Below are 18,373 nucleotides of genomic sequence, written 5' to 3' on the forward strand. Positions count from 1 at the left end.
TAGCCAAAGACAGTAGACGAAGGAAGTGTCGTTAACAGGTAAAGATTTGCAAATATCTGTGTAGAAATTGACAAGGAAAGCACGATTGAGTGGTGCTTAGACTGCCATGCCAATTTAGTGCGTTATCAAATCGTCAGGTGATAAATTGTTGTTGTCTACATTCTATGACTGTGCCACTTGTGGTAGTTCAGCCATTCAAACGAATCTAGATACAGACTTCATTTGATTCTTTTTCAAGAAAAATCAACGTCGTGGGGTGAAGCCTTATGACTTTGATGTCGATTTAAATACAAAAACGACCAACCCGCTACGAAACATTCACGCCAAGTACTGGCCATTCTCAGTGAATAACCCAATGATTAATCGAATCAATCACTCAATTCGACTAATTCATGCTGGCGAGGATCACCTGCGTGGCATCAAAACAGGCGAAACATGATTCGCCGACAGCCAAACTCTGCATTTGGGTGAGTGGCATCACTGAATAGATGATGTCTTTGCCATCAATATCTATGGCTAATTCGGCCTTATCGCCAAGTTCAGTCACGCTCAGCAAACGACCGCTTAGGCAATTTTGCCCATCCACTTCACAGACATGAGTCGTTGCCAGTACAGCGGGGGCTTTAAACAGTAACAGCACAGATTTATCCAGGGCTAACTGCAAGCGTTCGCAGCTCGAATGGGTCACTGAAATCTGAATCTGTTGTCCGCCCGATAAGGTCACGCTGATTTTGTCATTTAATCCAAATGAATCAATGCTATTGATACGCCCCGTTAACTGATTGCGGGCGCTAGTGTTGAGGGAGAAATGCGCCATCACATCCAATAAACTGTGCATATCGACGGACTCATCGAGCAAGGCGGCCAAGGCCATTTCTTGTACTTGGGAGGTGATGGAATACACCTTAAGCAACCGTTCGCCAAATTCGGTGAGTTTAGCGCCGCCACCGCCTTTGCCGCCCTTTTCGCTACACACTACGGGTTCGGGCATGGCGGTGTTCATCTCATTGATCGCGTCCCACGCCGCTTTATAACTGATCCCCGCAAGCTTGGCGCCTTGACTGATCGAGCCAGTGTTGGCAACCTGCTCAAGCAGGCTTATCCGCCTAGGATTGGCGAAGGGCTTATCCCCGAGGGAAAGCGTAAGTAATGCATGTAAATCCATCGTCTATCCAGCACCCAAGTCTGACTTGAGTCCTATTGTCCTTCATCGTCTTGAGGATACCAAGAAGATTGCCGAGATATTTCAGCGGATGAATGCCATTAATCAGCAAGAAACCGCACACAGATCACTAATTGATTGCTTAGGGCTTGAATGATCGATATATAGATTGATATATAACGATCACTTTTTATCACGGAGGAACACAATGAAATCCATTCACCTTAAGCAATTACTGCGTTTTACCACGGCTTCGTTATTCACAATGGTACTGACATCTAGCCCAATTTTTGCGGCAGACAATGAGCAAGTGACTGTTTTTGCAGCGGCATCGCTCACCAATGCACTTAACGAAATCGGCCAGCAATATGAAAAAGAACACAATACTAAGGTGATATTCTCCTTCGCCTCTTCCTCAACACTGGCAAAACAAGTCGCCAATGGTGCGCCCGCCGATCTGTTTGTCTCGGCGAATCAAAAGTGGATGGATTATCTGGTCGATGCTAAAGCGGTCGATGTTAACAGCCGAAAAACCTTGTTAAAAAATACCTTAGTCTTGATTGCCGAGAAAAATAGTCCCATCACAGAAGTCGTGCTCAATGGCGATTGGGATATTAAAACCGCATTAAAAGGCAGTCGTATGGCTGTTGGCGATCCAGATCATGTACCCGCGGGACAATATGCCAAGCAAGCCCTCGAAAACCTCAAGCTGTGGCAAGCTGCTGAGCCCTTACTCGCCCGTGCTAACAATGTCCGTGCCGCCCTCGCTTTGGTTGAACAGGGTGAAGCGCCGCTTGGCATAGTGTATTCAACCGATGCGAAAGTCGCCCAAAAGATCAAAATCGTTGGCACCTTCCCAGAAACGAGTTACAGCCCAATTGAATACCCTGTCGCCTTAGTCAAACAAGAATCGACCGCAAGCGCCAAAGCGTTCAATGAGTATCTGCAGGGCCCAAGCGCAAAAAATGTGTTTGAGAAATATGGCTTTGGAGTGAATTAGGGTGCTGAGTGGTTCTTTGTTAAGCGGCTCTCTGCTAAGTGGCTCTCTTTTGAGCGACTATGAAATTGCCGCACTGCTGCTCAGCTTAAAGGTGTCATCCGTTGCCGTTATCGCCAGTTTACCCTTGGGTATTTTGTGCGCTTGGTTGCTGGCAAGGGTCGAGTTTCCTGGCAAGGCTATATTTGACAGTGTGCTCCATCTACCACTGGTGTTACCGCCCGTGGTAGTGGGTTACCTCTTGCTAATCAGCATGGGCCGCCAAGGTTTTATCGGCCAATGGTTATTTAATTGGTTTGGCATCAGTTTTAGCTTTAGTTGGCGCGGTGCGGCCCTCGCGGCGGCGATAGTGTCATTCCCGCTGATGGTCAGAGCCATACGCCAATCCTTTGAAACAGTAGATATTCGACTCGAGCAGGCCGCACGCACTTTAGGTAGCAGTCGATGGCGGGTATTTCTCACCATCACACTGCCGCTCACCTCTCCGGGGATAGTGTCAGGCATGATTATCGCCTTTGCTCGCAGCCTAGGGGAATTTGGCTCGACCATTACTTTCGTTTCTAATATTCCCGGTGAAACTCGTACAATTCCGCTCGCCATGTACTCTTTTATTGAAACCCCAGGGGCAGAATATCAGGCCATGCGTCTGTGCATTATCTCAATAGTGATCGCACTAGCATCTTTACTCGCCTCCCAATGGCTGAGTAAAAAAGCCCTGCAGAGGACAGCAAGCGTATGTTAAGGATCAATATTGAAAAACGGCTCGGACAGCTGCAACTGAAAGTCGATACCCAATTGCCATTGCAGGGCGTGACAGCCGTTTTTGGCCGCTCGGGTGCGGGTAAGACCTCGCTCGTGAACCTACTTGGCGGGCTTTCGACCCCAGATAGCGGTGAAATCCGCCTCGGCGACAAACTGCTTTATCAACAAGGCAAAGTGAACCTTTCCCCAGAGAAGCGCCAAATTGGCTATGTATTTCAAGAAGCACGGCTGTTCCCGCACTATAGCGTGAAGGGCAATCTCAACTATGGTGTGCGTAAAGCTAACCCAGTCTTGTTCGATAGAATTGTGCAGTTACTGGGAATTGAAAAACTCCTCAGTCGCTATCCCAGCACGCTATCGGGCGGTGAAAAACAACGGGTTGCCATTGGCCGTGCCCTGCTGACATCACCTGACATGCTGCTGATGGATGAGCCGCTGGCATCACTCGATTTACCCCGTAAACGCGAGTTACTGCCATACCTACAAACCTTATCGCAGGAACTAAAACTGCCGATAGTGTATGTGAGCCACAGCCTAGATGAGATCTTACAACTGGCGGATTATATGCTGGTGCTGCATCAGGGGAAATTGATCGCCCAAGGGGCCTTAAGTGAAGTGTGGAATAGCGAGCAAATGCGGCCTTGGGTGCCATTGCAGGAACTCAGCTCACTCCTCAGTGCAAAGGTCGCCGACAGACATCCCGACTACCCCATGACTCGACTCGTGATGGATGATGGAAACTATTTGTGGGTTAGTGGCTATCTGGCTGAAACGGCAAAGAAACTCAAAGTGCGTATTCAGGCAAATCATGTCTCGGTTTGCACTGAGATCCCCAAAGGCTCAAGTATACGTAACCTGCTAAAGGGAAAAATTAAAGAGTTATACTCCAGCGATAACAGCGAGCAAATCCAATTAAAAATCGCCCTAGGCCGCGATGAACTTTGGGCCAACATCACCCCTTGGGCCTGCGACGAACTGCAACTCACTCATGGCAAAGCGATTTATGCACAAATCAAAGGCGTGACTATGACGCAAATGGATATCGCCGAATCCCACTAGCTCAACCTAGAGCACCCTTCGAAAACCAAATTTCAGGCACAAAAAAACCGACTCTAGGTCGGTTTTAGTTCCTTCATCAGAAGGATTTGGTACCAGTGGCCAGACTCGAACTGGCACGCTTTTAAGGGCGGGGGATTTTGAATCCCCTGTGTCTACCGATTTCACCACACTGGCATATCAAATATGCACTTAGAAACAATCAAAACAACTGTCTGTCTCTAAGTGCTGGGAATTATACCTTTGCTTATGACAATGGCAAGTCTTTTGCCGCGACTTTAATACAAATTGCATTTAACCGCTCAAAAATCATGCTCTTGGGGTTATTCTGCGCCATGGGATAATAAAAAAGCGGTATATTCTTTATCACTTTTTTGAATATGGTTTACCAACCAAGCTTTCAAGAAAGCCATTAATTCGTCGGCAACATCTTCACCTCTAACAACCCGCTTTTGAAAATCAAGTACTTGCCCAACTAACTTGCCGTGTTTTTCCTTGTGGCTGTCAGTTTGAGGGTAACCAAAACGCGCAAAGAGTTCCTCTTCATAGGCAAAGTGATTGGCGGTGTAATCCACTAACCCTTGTACGATACGTTTGATGGCTTCAAGTCCATACTCTTCATTTAATGTGCGGTGTAATTCATTGATCAATGAGACTAAGCGTTGATGTTGACGATTGATCTCAGGCATTCCTATGTCTAACTCAGGCCCCCATTTTACAAAGAGTTTATTTTGCGCCTGACTCGAATTAAAAAATGCCGCATTCACATGGAATCGATGCAGCAAGGAGCCGATTTCCTGCGACATGTTATACACTTTCAAACTCGATAAGTTAGTGTTGTTGGTGTGGGAGGCATTACTCAGGGCTAGCTCAGCCATCACACTGATATTTTTATTAATTTCCTCTGCTACTGTATGTTGTTGTCCCGATGCTGTGGCAATTTGGTGGGACATATCGGTAATGGTCTCCACCTGAGCGACAATCTGCCCGAGTGCACTGTGAGCTTGATCAACCATATCAGCCGTTTCGTCGGCAATCGCCACGTTTTTCAACATGACTTCAACACCATGTTGTGCGCCTTTTTGTAATGCGGCGATTTGCTGCTGGATCTCAACCGTGGCTTCGGATGTTCGTTTAGCAAGATTACGTACTTCATCGGCGACTACAGCAAAACCGCGACCATGTTCACCCGCTCTCGCACTTTCAATGGCAGCATTTAAAGCGAGTAAATTGGTTTGTTCGGCCACCTGCGAAATGGTTTCAATAATACTACTGATATTGTTGCTGTCGGCGGCCAAGTGCTCAATCACGGTTCGAGTATCATGGATTTGTTGCGACATAGCGCCAATTTTAGTGACTATGCCATTCATGATTTGATCACCGCGCTTAGCAGAACTTTGGGCAATATCAGCTGCCTGCGCAGCACTCACCGCATTTTGCGATACGGCTTGTACGCTTGAAACCATCTGCGTCATCGCACTGGCTGCCAGTTCCGTTTGATGCTCTTGCTCTAACACGCCTTGCTTTGCCTGTTCACTAATAACCTTGATATCCGAGGCGACTTTTTTCATCCCTTCACAGGTATCAGATAAAGACAAAATCGTACGGCTGACATCCTCACCCATGCGATTAATGTTATGTACTACCTTAATGAACACACCCGCATCCTTCTCTTCCAATTGATAACTCAAATCTCCCTCGCCTAAGTGGTGTGCTGCACGCTCAAGTTGTCTCAAATTACGGATTAATTTATTGATGTTGAACATTAAAATGGCGGCGAGCACGCTTAAACACAAAATGGCAACAAAGTGCCCTGTGATCACCAAACAATAGAGGGGATAAATCAGCAACAATAGTGGCGCAAAGATAGAATTATATCCCATTGAATCCTTGTGACTTTTTTTAGAATCCATTTTTTACTCCTTTAAAAAACTGATATCGCGTCTTCATATAAAAACAAGAACGAATAAATGGAATAGCGCGTTAACTGAATATCGATCGAGTTGAATAGGTTAATCCTAGACGCTAACGGAAGAAGAAACAAAGCTAAATTATTTGAACTCGTCGCTGTTAAGCATACCCTTAAATTTGACCAAGATCACAGAGTTAACTAAGGGTTATGACTTTGTATTCCTATGTCGATTTTTTATTGATCGAGATCAGTATTTTAGCTATCGAATACCGCTAATTTAGCGAGGACTTCACAGGAAAGAGGATTTCAGTCATGGCATTTTGGTTAGATCTGATGTTTGGTAACCCCATAGGCTTACTTTCAATGATCGTTATCTTTAGCACAATAGGGATAGTGTCTTATATCACTTGGATGTTCATTGTGAAGTCGGCACCGAAACCATAGTTTTTGCTCCAGTTGTTCTTCATGTTTCTTGTATAAATGCAAAATCTAGGGGGTCTTATCACCCCCATTTTTTGTTGTCTCGCATGTTAAAAGTGCTAACTAAAACATTGCTAGCACTCATCCGAGTGAGGTAGAACACGCCTATGCTGCGTGTTTTCTGTTTTGTACTAATCCATTCAAAAATTGCGGACGCGCCTTAATCAACGACTGCATTTCTTCTTGGCTCGGCTCACCTGCTGGCAAACGCAGCACATCACGGTTGAGGTACATACGCGCTTTCATGGCAATCTTATAGTCAGCGGTCGGTCCCTGAATCGCATAATGGCGCTCGTTACCGAGCTTTTCTAAGATGCAGGCATTCACTAAACTTTTTACAGCGGGTTCATTTTGCGGCAGAGTCAAAATCGTGGCGCCTTGAAGAAAGAATTCCCTCACTAAAGCTCGCTCAGCGGGATCAAGTAGATTCACTTTAGCTTCAATCGTCTCAATAACGCGCTTATCACTTAAATGACGGATAGACTCATCTAAGCCTAAGTTAATTAATTGACTCAAAAAGTAAGCGATAGAAACGATTAGACCTAATCCAACAAACTGTGCATGTTCTGGCACAAATTTATCGAGCGCCAGCACTGCCAGCACATTAGGAGGAATAAGAAGTAAGACAGAGCAACTCACCATAAGCCACAGCATGACTCTAAACATCATTTTCTTCGGGCTAAAAAACTTAACTGAATCCAGCTTGAGTTTAAACATAGTGCTATCCCAGTGACAAAAAATTGAACTTATCGGCTAATAAGCAAATTTAATGCCACAAATTAAGACATATTTCGTTGATTTTATCTGCGAGAAAATGCACTTTCTGGATCTGTAGGTCTATGCTTATAAGCATCTCAAGCCGCTATTGCATAAAGAAAATTTAAGATGCTGACATTCTTTAGCCAACTTATCAAAAGCCCCATAGGCAGGCACCTTACCCTGTCTATTGTACTTTTTAGTTCTGTTATCACCTTAATCACCACAGCGTATCAGTTGATCAGTGATTATCGCAATGATGTAGTGCGTATCGATAGAGTATTTTCCAACATGGAAAAGGTGAACTTAGATGTGCTCGCCGCCAGTATTTGGGTTATTGACGAGCGGCTCATTAACACTCAGCTCAATGGGCTAATTCAGCTGCCCGATATTAACTATATTTCGATTAAAGATGACAGCGGCCAAGCATGGAATGCAGGCGAGCAAAAACAAGAACACTCCTTAGATAAAACCTTTCCTTTAGTCTATAAATCACCGACTGAAAACATCAATGTCGGCACACTCGAAATACAAGTCGATGTCGATGCTATCTATCAACGCTTGTATGATAAGGCCATTATCATTCTGCTTTCTAATGGCATCAAAACCTTCTTAGTGGCTGGGTTTATTCTATTTTTAGTGTGGTTCAACATTACTAAACACTTAGATAAACTCAGCCAATACTGCAAAAATATCGACATAGACCATGAATACGAGCCACTACAATTTGACCGTCATGAAAAAATTGATGAATTCAAACAAGTCGCTGATTCCATCAATAGCATGCAAGTACAACTTAGAAGCTCATTTAGCGCCTTAAAGAATTCTAAGACGGAACTGCAAATAGCCTTAGAAGATAGAGAGCGGCTACTCAAGCTCGAACGTAGCTATAAAGAAGAGCTCGCAAGGCAAGTAAAAGAAAGAACACTAGAGTTAGAACAATCCCTTAGCGCACTAAAACGAGCACAACAGGTTTTAGTTGAGCAAGAAAAAATGGCGGCCTTGGGTGGACTCGTGTCAGGGGTTGCCCATGAGATAAACACCCCAATTGGCATTTGTTTGACGGCGGCAAGTGCGCAACTCAGCCATATTGAAGAACTGATCGACCTGATCCACAGCGATCAAGCCACACTAGATGAGATAAATGAAATACTTAATGAGTACCAAGAAAGCTGTGAACTCATTGTCCGTAATATCACTAAAGCCAGTAGTTTAATTCAAAAATTTAAAACGATCGCCATCGATCGCAGTCACGAAGAACACCAATGCTGTAATCTAAACCAGCAGCTACATGAAATCCTAGAGTCGACATTAATTATGCATCCCAATGTTAACGCCTCAACGGAGATCAACGTGGAGCCTACACTCAATATCAAAACCAATATCAGTTTGTTAAATCAAATTGTTAGTAATATTCTCTCGAACGCCTTTACCCATGCATTCCAAGGACATGAAGACAATCTTATCCACATTAGTGCGACTTTGGATGAAGAATCAATTCAAATCAGCATTCAAAATAATGGCTTAGCCATTCCAGCAGATGTTGCTGAGCACATGTTCGAACCCTTCTTTACTACAAATCGTAATAAAGGTGGTACTGGCTTAGGATTATCAGCGGCCTTCAATGCCGCAACACTGTTGAAAGGCACTATGAGTTATCGCGCAGACTCAAAACTAGGCGGCCCACAATTTGATATTAAATTTCCATACACTCAATGTGAACCAGTCAATAATCAACAAGATTTTTATATCTAACTATAACCTAATGAAATTACATAATATTGAAGGGGTATCACCGCCCTTGAAAGCGGTGATATCTTGACTGAATCTAGTTTAAGAGTTTAAACCGCCTCTTGAGCCTGCTGTGCCAATCGCGCTAACACGCGACTTGCCGCCACAAAACCAAATGTCCCAGTGACCATAGTCACAGCCCCAAAGCCAGAAGCACAATCCATCCTCATGCTGCCATCAGCCGCCGCTTTAGTACCGCACACTGAGCCATCGGCTTGGGGATACACTAACTGCTCACTGGAAAAAACAGCATCGATAGCAAACCGGCGTTGCACGTTTTTAGAGAAGTTATACTCGCGGCGCAAAATATTACGCACTTTGGCTAGCAAAGGATCTTGGTAGGTTTTAGCGAGATCAGTTAACTGAATTTGCGTCGGATCTGTCTGTCCACCCGCACCGCCCACTGTCACTATCTTAATTTTTTGACGTTTACACCAAGCAATTAACGCAGCCTTCTGCTTAACGGCATCAATACAATCAATAACATAATCAATATTGCCCCCCTCTTTAGCTCCAAGCAAATACTCGCCTAGATTATCCAATGTAATAAAATCTTCAATTTCATTCACTTGGCAATCAGGATTAATTTCACGTATCCGTTGTGCCATCACAGCAACTTTAGAACCGCCGATGGTGGAGCTAAGAGCATGTATTTGTCGGTTAGTATTAGTGACACAGATATCATCTAAATCCATCAAGCTTATCTGCCCTATGCCGCTCCGCGCTAAGGCTTCAGCCGCCCAAGTACCGACGCCACCAATACCAATTACCATCACATGGGATGTGGCAAATTTAGCCAACGCCTTTTGTCCATACAAACGGCCAATTCCACCAAATCGATTTTGATAGGCCTCAGTCATAAATACTTACCTTATATTACCCAATAACAGCAGGAACGCTTGCCCTAGCATCCAGTAAACACCAGCTGGGACAGCTTAAAAGCAACACCAGAAATGTGCCGTGGATTCTAAACGATATCGACATAAACCGAAATCAGATCCTCAGCCACCAAACACTAGATGCAAAGGGATACGAACACTAAATAAGTGTAATAAAAGCAAAGGCCCATCATTTACCACAGAGTCATTTGGTAATCGACTTAATAAAAACATGTATTTCACTTGTAAAACAATATGTTGAATAAGCCATTCTTTATATGAAACTTGATCCAGATCACACTTTATCATTTCAAGTCTGTGCAGACTTTGCCGCATAAAAGCTCAACAGCATGCATAGATACTGAAGTTATCAATGCATATAACAGCGATAAGCACAGGAAAATGAAGATGAAAAAGAATCTACTGACGACGGCTATTATTTCTAGCCTCACACTCTATTCATTCACAGCACTCGCCGATGGCCCTGAATTCTATGGCCATGCTGATCTTGCCATTACCAATTCAGACACAGGTTATGCAACTCAAAACCAAAAGGAGGGCACTGTTCTTGAAAACAACTTCTCTTGGTTAGGCGTAAAAGGTTCTGAAGCTGTAAGCCCTTACTTTGACATCATTTATCAAATGGAATTTGGTGTCGAAAACTTTGACAACTCAAATAAAACCTTCAATGCCCGTAATACATTCCTAGGTATCAGAAGTGCCGCAGGTACGGCTTTAGTGGGTCGTAACGATACCGTATTTAAAGCAGCTGAAGGTAGCTTCGATCTTTTCGGTAATACCAATGCTGATATCGACTTACTGGTTGCAGGCCAAACACGCTCCGCCGATGGCATTTCTTACTATTCACCTAAAATTGCCGATCTCGTGACGCTTAATGCCACTTATCTGATGAGTGATAACTATGACCAAGTGGATAAGAATGGCAACGACGTGTATAGCAAAGATCAAATGTATGCTCTGAGCGCCACCTTAGGGGATAAAGCCTTTAAAGCACAAAACTACTATGTCGCTGCCGCCTATAGTGATGGTATTGACAACGTTGAAGCCTACCGTGGTGTGGCCCAAGCTAAATTCGGTGACGTAATCTTAGGTGCCTTATATCAACACAGTGAGCATGTAGATGATAAGTTTGCCAATCTCTCAGGCGATACCTATTTTGTCAACGCGGCCTACTTAATTGGCGACTTAAAACTAAAGATGATGTACGGCAAAGATGACTCAGGTTTAGGTAAATACGTGAGCCGTTATGTTGGTGATCAAGACAACAGTGGCCTAGAACAGGTCCGTGATGTTGACCTGCAACAGTTCAGTGTGGGCGCAGATTACCGCCTGAGCACTAAGACTATGGTCTATGGTCACTACACACGCTTCGATGGTGATCTTATGTTGGCCGATGTAAAGCAAGACCTGAATGACAACATCTTTACTGTCGGTTTACGCGTTGATTTTTAAATAGATTAATCAACTAACCCCAAGGTTATTTATTGATAAAAAAGCGGCTTCGGCCGCTTTTTCTGCTTAGATATCGCCCCCAAACACAAATCTATAACCAATATGACAGACTTGCTACAGCATTAGTATATGCTACAGTTACCCTCGCCGACGCACTATCTAAGGCAATCCGCCTTACCTACCACTTAAGTAGTAAGTGAAAAATAGAGTTTTACCCCTTTCAGGTAAATTTGCAGTCAAGATATAAGGAAAGATCCCAGAAATGGCCCGAATATAGGCAAGGAGAGCCAAAAATATGATCTGCGCCACAGCCTGCGAGTCGTAAAACTGTAAAAATCGGCGGCAACTTTGTTACCGACTCAGGTAGCAAATGCGTTAAACCACACAAAAACCATGAAAAATGGATAAGAACTTAGGTTCGAGGGAGCACAAAACATGAAAAAGACATTCATCTCTGCATCAGTTGCATCAGTATTGGCATTGGCTTCATTCGGTGCGCTAGCCGAAGGCCCAAGCTTTTATGGTCGTTTAGAATTAGCATTAACCAATAGCCAAACAGGTGCAACCTTACAATCTGGCACCAATGGCGTTGATACAAAAAACTACGCAGATGAGAACAACGGTGGTACTTATTTAGAAAACAACTTTTCACTATTAGGTGTTAAGGGTTCTGAAAAAATTGCTGCTGGTTACGACATTGTTTACCAAATGGAATTCCAAGTTGAAAACACTTCTGGTGCAGGTGAAGTTTTCAAAGCACGTAACACTTATCTAGGTTTAAAAACTGACGCAGGTACTGTGTTAGTGGGTCGTAACGATACCGTATTTAAACAAGCCGAAGGCGCTGTAGATATTTTCGGCAACACTAACGCCGATATCGACCGTTTAGTCACCGCCCAAACTCGTAGTGCTGATGGCGTATGGTATTACTCGCCAAAAATAGCAGACTTAGTGACATTAAACGCTAACTATCAATTTGATGATAATAACGATCTGCTAATCGACGGTAAACCAGCCCCAGCAACGAATGAAAGCTTATACGCACTAAGCGCGACATTGGGTGACAGCAAGTTTAAAGAGCAAAACTACTACGCTGCAGTGGCTTATAACAAAGGCATTGCGGGTGTTGATGCGTACCGCTTAGTGGGCCAAGCAAAATTCGGCCAATTCAAAGTCGGTGGTTTATTCCAAACCTCTGAAAGTGTTGTTGACAGTTCAGTTGACGGTAACACTTATTTCGTCAACGTTGCTTACGATCTGAACGGTGTAAACCTGAAAGCTCAATACGGTGTTGATGAAACTGGCTTTGGCAGCTTTTACAAAAACGTAAACACTACACTTAAGGCTGATGGTTCATCATTTGTTAACAAAGGAACTGACATCAACGTACAAAACCTCAGCCTAGGTGCTGACTATCGTTTAGCTAAATCAACTATGGTATACGGCCAATACGCTATGTACCGCGGTGACCATGTTGTTGCAGGTAACAAAGTTGATCTACAAGATGACAACGTATTCTCTGTAGGTGTACGTTACGACTTCTAATCTCTTACCTAAGAGATAATAGAAACCTACTGTAGTAATACAGTAGGTTTTTTTATGTCTCAAATCTAATCCAAAAGCGCCAAAAATAAAAAACCACCTAAGCCAAACTGAGGTGGTTTTAGTTAACCCATTTAATTATTTACAGCATTGAAACCATTAAAAAGCATTAGATGCTCGCTAAAGCATCACCACCGTCACCTAATTCAACGCTATCGACGCGTTGTAATCCTCTAGGCAATTTTGCACCACGACGACCACGTTCACCTCGATAATGCTCAAGATCGCTTGGCTTCAGTGTGAGCTTGCGCTTACCAGCCCACAAGGTAACCGGCGTATCACTCGGCACTAATTGTAAATGCGTCATAAGTTCATCGCGATTCTTGGCTCTTTCGGTTGGTATGCCAATAATTTTATTACCTTTACCCTTGGATAATTGCGGTAACGCTTCTAGCGAAAACAGTAACATCCGCCCTTCGTTTGTAATCGCTAGCAGTGACATTTCTTTAGTGCGGTCGATCAACTTAGGCGTTAATGACTTAGCGTTTGTTGGTAGACTCAGCAAGGCTTTACCCGCTTTATTGCGCGACACCATATCGTTGTATGAACAAATAAAACCGTAACCCGCATCCGTTGCTAACAAGTAACATTGGTCTTCTTCCCCCATCAACACATGCTGCATGGTTTCGCCAGGTGCCATATTGAAGCGAGTCGTAATAGGCTCACCTTGGCTACGGGCCGATGGCAGAGTATGGCTATCCGTCGCAAAAGCCCGCCCAGACGAATCAATAAACACTGCGGCCTGATTGCTACGTCCCATCGCGCTACATAGATATTGGTCGCCAGACTTATAGGAGAGCGACAAAGGATCGATATCGTGGCCCTTAGCACAACGCACCCAACCTTTTTCAGATAAGACAACAGTCACGGCTTCTGTCGGCGTTAACTCTTGTTCAGTTAATGCTTTGGACTCATTACGCAATACGATTGGCGAGCGACGATTATCGCCATAGGTTTCCGCATCTTGAATTAATTCTTTCTTGATCAACGTCTTCAAGCGACGCTCTGAGCCCAATAACTGCTCCAGTTTTTCGCGTTCGGCTTCAAGCTCATTTTGTTCGGCCGTGATCTTAAATTCTTCTAACTTAGCTAAATGCCGTAACTTTAACTCGAGGATCGATTCAGCTTGTTTATCACTGAGTGAAAAACGGGCCATCAACTCGGCTTTAGGATCATCGTGAAAACGAATAATCTCGATCACTTCATCAATGTTGAGGAAAGCGATCATTAGGGCTTCGAGTATATGTAACCGCGATACCACCTTGTCTAAACGATATTCTAAACGACGTTTAACCGTATCAACGCGGAACTCTAACCACTCAGTTAATAAGGTTTTCAACCCTTTAACTCGCGGACGCCCATCGAGGCCCAGCACGTTTAAGTTAACTCTAAAGCTCTTTTCTAAATCCGTGGTGGCGAACAAATGCGCCATCAGTTGATCGCAATCGACGCGATTGGAGCGCGGCACCACCACAAGACGCACAGGGTTTTCATGATCCGACTCATCGCGTAAATCGGCCACCATAGGCAATTTCTTCGCCTGCATTTGACCGGCGATTTGCTCTAAGATTTTACCGCTACTGGCTTGATGCGGCAGCGCCGTTATGATGATTTCACCGCCATCGACGGTGTAAACCGCACGTGCTCTTAATGACCCACGGCCCGACTCATAAATTTTTGCAATATCGGCAGACGGGGTAATAATCTCGGCTTCAGTTGGATAATCAGGGCCTGGTACAAAGGCCATCAATTGCTCGAGTTCAAGCTTAGGATCATCGAGCAATGCTACGCAGGCGGAGACTAATTCTCTCACGTTATGCGGCGGAATATCCGTCGCCATACCTACGGCAATACCAGTAATACCATTGAGTAAGATATGCGGTAAACGTGCAGGTAGTACTTTTGGCTCTTTTAACGTGCCATCAAAGTTAGCACCCCACTCGACCGTACCTTGTCCCAGTTCACTGAGTAACACTTCAGAGAATTTAGAGAGACGTGCTTCGGTATAACGCATAGCCGCAAATGACTTAGGATCATCGGGGGCCCCCCAGTTACCTTGGCCATCGACTAACGGGTAGCGATATGAAAATGGCTGCGCCATCAATACCATAGCCTCATAACAGGCACTATCGCCGTGAGGATGGTATTTACCTAATACGTCACCAACCGTACGGGCCGACTTTTTATGCTTAGATTGAGCCGATAAACCTAACTCACTCATCGCATAGATAATTCGACGCTGTACCGGTTTAAGTCCATCACCAATGTGTGGCAGGGCTCGGTCCATAATGACGTACATGGAATAGTTCAGATAAGCCTCTTCGGTAAAGCGCCGCAATGGCATTTGCTCTACCCCATCGAGACTTAACTTGATAGCGTCACTCATTTTCTTCTAGTTCCTGTGTTTCTTCAGTACTATCGCCCTTATAAAACAAGCGATACACGTTACCTTTTAAATCATCGGAGATGTACATAGCACCATCGGATGCCGATAACAGCGCAAAGGGCCGAGCAACGGGAAATTCACCGTCAAGGAAACTAACAACCGTTTCACGACTCACCACTTTTTGATCTTCAATCTTCAACATCACCACTTGATAGCCAACTTTACTCGAACGATTCCACGAGCCATTTTCGGCAACAAACAACTGATTATGGTATATATCGGGAAATTGACTGCCGCGATAAAATGCAAGTCCCGTGGGTGCAACATGGGCTGGCAACTCATACATTGGCAGAGTGATTTTTAAATTTTTCGGTTTTTCATAGGCGGGTTCGACAACACTACTGGCATGTAAATAAGGAAAGCCATAATGACTCCCTATCACATCGATGCGGTTAATCTCATCGGGTGGCAAGTTGTCCCCCATCCAATCACGGCCTTGATCGGCAAACCATAATTTTTTGTCTATTGGCGACCAATCAAATCCACTTGCATCACGCACACCAGCCGCAATCTGCTCACTCGCGCCAGTATCAACATTGATCGCTATGATACTACTGTAAGGCACTGGCGCTTCACAGACGTTACAGGGCGCACCAATAGACACATATAAACGGCCATCTGGGCCAAAATTAATTGCCCGAGAACTTTTCTTCTCTGAGTAAGGTAAGTCACTGTAAATCTCTTTGGGTCGACTCGGGCGGCGCAATCTTTGCTCAATATCAACAAAGCGCACTATTTGATTTTCAGTGGCGACAAACAAGTCACCATTGTGGAATGCAATCGCATCGGGTGATTCAAGCCCTTTGGCTATCACATAGCGCTTATCGACACGACCATCTTGATTACTATCAACGAGAGCATGGATAGTGCCGCTCTTATTGGAACCGACAAATAAAGTGCCATTAGCCCCCATCGCCATCTGCTTAGCATCGCCAATATCCGAGGCATAAAGCGATAAACCAAAACCCTTAGCGACGGTAATCATGATCGATTGGGAACCCGCAAAGGCGCTATTGCAGAGCAATAACGTCACACTCGCTAAGAGCGTAAAACCGGCAGAAAACACCTTTAAGCAATTATAATTATTAGTTTTAATATACAACATTGTAATTTTCTTTATGCCTATGTTTTATTGTTATCGGCAATAGTGCACAACATTAAAGTAAAGCCATGTCACCCTTATCTTCAAGCCAGTTTTTACGGTCCGGCGAACGCTTCTTAGCGAGCAACATATCCATCAAAGCATCCGTTTCTTCGATGTCATCTATCGTCAACTGTACTAAACGACGAGTGTTTGGATCCATCGTTGTTTCACGAAGTTGTAAAGGATTCATCTCACCCAAGCCCTTAAAGCGGGTGACTTGTACCTTACCCTTTTTATTCTCAGCGGCAATACGGTCTAAAATACCCGCTCTTTCTGCCTCATCTAAGGCGTAATACACCTCTTTGCCGATATCAATACGGAACAACGGCGGCATAGCAATATACACATGACCCTGCTCAACTAAGATACGGTAATGCTTCAAAAATAGCGCGCATAACAAGGTAGCAATGTGCAGTCCGTCTGAGTCGGCATCCGCAAGGATACAAATCTTGCCATAACGTAATTCAGAGATATCGCTGCTATCGGGATCGCAACCAATCGCGACCGAAATATCATGAACTTCCTGTGAAGCTAATACCTGCGAAGCATCGACTTCCCAGGTATTCAAGATTTTGCCACGCAGCGGCATGATGGCTTGAAACTCACGATCGCGGGCCTGTTTAGCACTACCACCCGCAGAATCCCCTTCCACGAGGAATAACTCTCCGCGCATAGGATCTTGGCCACTACAGTCTGTCAGCTTACCCGGCAGTGCAGGTCCCGAAGTCACCTTTTTGCGGGCCACTTTTTTGGCGGCCTTTAAACGACTCTGGGCATTATTAATGCACATTTCGGCTAAGGATTCAGCTAACTCGGTATTTGAGTTCAACCAGAGTGAGAATGCGTCACGCACAACGCCAGACACAAAAGCAGCGCATTGGCGACTAGAAAGCTTTTCTTTTGTTTGACCAGCGAATTGCGGTTCTTGCATCTTCACCGACAATATAAACGCGGCGCGATCCCAAATGTCTTCGGGTGACAGTTTAATACCTCGGGGAATTAAATTTCTGAACTCACAGAACTCCCGCATAGATTCCAATAAACCTTGGCGGAAACCATTCACATGGGTACCACCGAGCGGAGTCGGAATTAAGTTAACATAACTCTCGCCAATAGATTCGCCGCCTTCAGGCAACCAAGTAATGGCCCAATCTGCGGCTTCTAGTTGGCCTTTAAAGCAACCCACAAACGGCTCTTCTGGCAACCTTAAATTGTCGCCAATCGCTGCCTTCAAATAATCAGTTAGGCCGCTTTCATAGAACCATTCATGGACTTCGTTTGTCTGTTTATTGGTGAATTTGATCCGTAAACCTGGGCACAGTACCGCTTTAGCACGAAGTAGATAAATCAGTTTTGAATTTGAGAAGTTAGCCGAATCAAAATAGCTCGTATCGGGCCAAAAATGCACTCGAGTCCCCGTATTACGACGGCCACAGGTCCCTGTTGGGCGTAAATCTTCAACCTTAAAGCCATTTTCAAAAGCGATGTCATACACTTGGCCATCACGGCGAACCGTGACTTCGACACGGCGCGACAAAGCGTTAACCACCGAGATACCGACACCGTGTAAACCACCGGAGAACTGGTAGTTTTTATTCGAAAATTTACCGCCAGCATGCAATTTGGTCAGAATCAACTCAACCCCAGGAATGCCTTCTTCTGGGTGGATATCCACTGGCATACCACGGCCATCATCAGTGACTTCGAGGGAGTTATCAGTATGTAGAACAACTTCAATTTTTGTCGCGTGACCAGCCAATGCCTCATCGACACTGTTATCTATGACCTCTTGGCCCAAATGGTTCGGTCTGGAGGTGTCGGTATACATACCTGGACGGCGTTTAACAGGATCGAGTCCGTTGAGAACTTCAATGGCGTCAGAGGTGTATTGATTTGTCATAGGGCACGCTATAG

Annotated in this window: 14 protein-coding genes and 1 tRNA gene; 7 read left to right on the forward strand and 8 right to left on the reverse strand. The window is 44.6% G+C overall.

The window, feature by feature from the left end; all coding sequences use genetic code 11:
• Window positions 1-385 precede the first annotated feature (385 nt).
• On the reverse strand, window positions 386-1,165 hold the full coding sequence (locus L5L98_RS18605) for a TOBE domain-containing protein (protein ID WP_263142804.1): 780 nt from the start codon (window positions 1,163-1,165) through the stop codon (window positions 386-388).
• Window positions 1,166-1,370: 205 nt separating this feature from the next.
• Here L5L98_RS18605 and modA point away from each other — a divergent pair, with 205 nt between their 5' ends.
• The 3 genes from modA to modC are packed head-to-tail and all read left to right on the forward strand — an operon-like array spanning window position 1,371 to window position 3,980.
• On the forward strand, window positions 1,371-2,162 hold the full coding sequence (modA, locus tag L5L98_RS18610; protein WP_263142805.1) for a molybdate ABC transporter substrate-binding protein: 792 nt from the start codon (window positions 1,371-1,373) through the stop codon (window positions 2,160-2,162).
• A 1-nt stretch (window position 2,163) separates the two neighbouring features.
• The gene (gene modB / locus L5L98_RS18615) at window positions 2,164-2,901 is read left to right on the forward strand and encodes a molybdate ABC transporter permease subunit (protein ID WP_006083011.1); all 738 of its coding nucleotides are present in this window, start codon (window positions 2,164-2,166) and stop codon (window positions 2,899-2,901) included.
• Window positions 2,895-3,980 carry a molybdenum ABC transporter ATP-binding protein ModC gene (gene modC, locus L5L98_RS18620; RefSeq protein ID WP_263142806.1) on the forward strand — a complete coding sequence of 362 codons (1,086 nt, stop codon included), beginning with the start codon at window positions 2,895-2,897 and terminating at the stop codon, window positions 3,978-3,980. The genes modB and modC overlap by 7 nt, the downstream gene beginning before the upstream one ends.
• Before the next feature lie 87 nt (window positions 3,981-4,067).
• Here modC and L5L98_RS18625 read toward each other — a convergent pair.
• Both L5L98_RS18625 and L5L98_RS18630 read right to left on the reverse strand, forming a co-directional pair.
• Window positions 4,068-4,154 (reverse strand) — tRNA-Leu (locus L5L98_RS18625).
• 146 nt (window positions 4,155-4,300) lie between these two features.
• Window positions 4,301-5,890 (reverse strand): bacteriohemerythrin, encoded by a 1,590-nt coding sequence (locus L5L98_RS18630; RefSeq protein ID WP_131524106.1) that lies wholly within the window; start codon window positions 5,888-5,890, stop codon window positions 4,301-4,303.
• Window positions 5,891-6,201: 311 nt separating this feature from the next.
• Between L5L98_RS18630 and L5L98_RS18635 the strand changes: the two genes are divergently transcribed.
• On the forward strand, window positions 6,202-6,333 hold the full coding sequence (locus L5L98_RS18635; RefSeq protein ID WP_105251481.1) for a DUF3149 domain-containing protein: 132 nt from the start codon (window positions 6,202-6,204) through the stop codon (window positions 6,331-6,333).
• 141 nt (window positions 6,334-6,474) lie between these two features.
• Here L5L98_RS18635 and L5L98_RS18640 read toward each other — a convergent pair whose 3' ends face one another.
• Entirely contained in the window at window positions 6,475-7,086 is a 612-nt protein-coding gene (locus tag L5L98_RS18640; RefSeq protein ID WP_105251480.1) for a superinfection exclusion B family protein, read from the reverse strand.
• A 168-nt stretch (window positions 7,087-7,254) separates the two neighbouring features.
• Here L5L98_RS18640 and L5L98_RS18645 point away from each other — a divergent pair, with 168 nt between their 5' ends.
• Window positions 7,255-8,880 (forward strand): ATP-binding protein, encoded by a 1,626-nt coding sequence (locus L5L98_RS18645; RefSeq protein WP_105251479.1) that lies wholly within the window; start codon window positions 7,255-7,257, stop codon window positions 8,878-8,880.
• Window positions 8,881-8,966: 86 nt separating this feature from the next.
• Here L5L98_RS18645 and tcdA read toward each other — a convergent pair whose 3' ends face one another.
• On the reverse strand, window positions 8,967-9,776 hold the full coding sequence (tcdA, locus tag L5L98_RS18650; protein WP_263142810.1) for a tRNA cyclic N6-threonylcarbamoyladenosine(37) synthase TcdA: 810 nt from the start codon (window positions 9,774-9,776) through the stop codon (window positions 8,967-8,969).
• Window positions 9,777-10,202: 426 nt separating this feature from the next.
• Here tcdA and L5L98_RS18655 point away from each other — a divergent pair, with 426 nt between their 5' ends.
• Window positions 10,203-11,267 carry a porin gene (locus L5L98_RS18655; protein WP_263142811.1) on the forward strand — a complete coding sequence of 355 codons (1,065 nt, stop codon included), beginning with the start codon at window positions 10,203-10,205 and terminating at the stop codon, window positions 11,265-11,267.
• Window positions 11,268-11,702: 435 nt separating this feature from the next.
• Window positions 11,703-12,812: a porin gene (locus L5L98_RS18660; protein ID WP_263142813.1), complete on the forward strand. Its 1,110-nt coding sequence runs from the start codon at window positions 11,703-11,705 to the stop codon at window positions 12,810-12,812.
• A 166-nt stretch (window positions 12,813-12,978) separates the two neighbouring features.
• Here L5L98_RS18660 and parC read toward each other — a convergent pair whose 3' ends face one another.
• From parC to parE, 3 genes are read right to left on the reverse strand one after another with little or no spacing between them, the layout of a single operon-like run.
• Window positions 12,979-15,255 (reverse strand): DNA topoisomerase IV subunit A, encoded by a 2,277-nt coding sequence (gene parC, locus L5L98_RS18665; RefSeq protein WP_198573784.1) that lies wholly within the window; start codon window positions 15,253-15,255, stop codon window positions 12,979-12,981.
• Window positions 15,248-16,420: a PQQ-dependent sugar dehydrogenase gene (locus tag L5L98_RS18670; protein ID WP_105251474.1), complete on the reverse strand. Its 1,173-nt coding sequence runs from the start codon at window positions 16,418-16,420 to the stop codon at window positions 15,248-15,250. The genes parC and L5L98_RS18670 overlap by 8 nt, the downstream gene beginning before the upstream one ends.
• Before the next feature lie 52 nt (window positions 16,421-16,472).
• Entirely contained in the window at window positions 16,473-18,359 is a 1,887-nt protein-coding gene (gene parE / locus L5L98_RS18675) for a DNA topoisomerase IV subunit B (protein ID WP_263142816.1), read from the reverse strand.
• Window positions 18,360-18,373: the final 14 nt, after the last annotated feature.

It is taken from the genome of Shewanella sp. SM23, from assembly GCF_025654295.1.
Lineage (GTDB): Bacteria > Pseudomonadota > Gammaproteobacteria > Enterobacterales > Shewanellaceae > Shewanella > Shewanella oncorhynchi.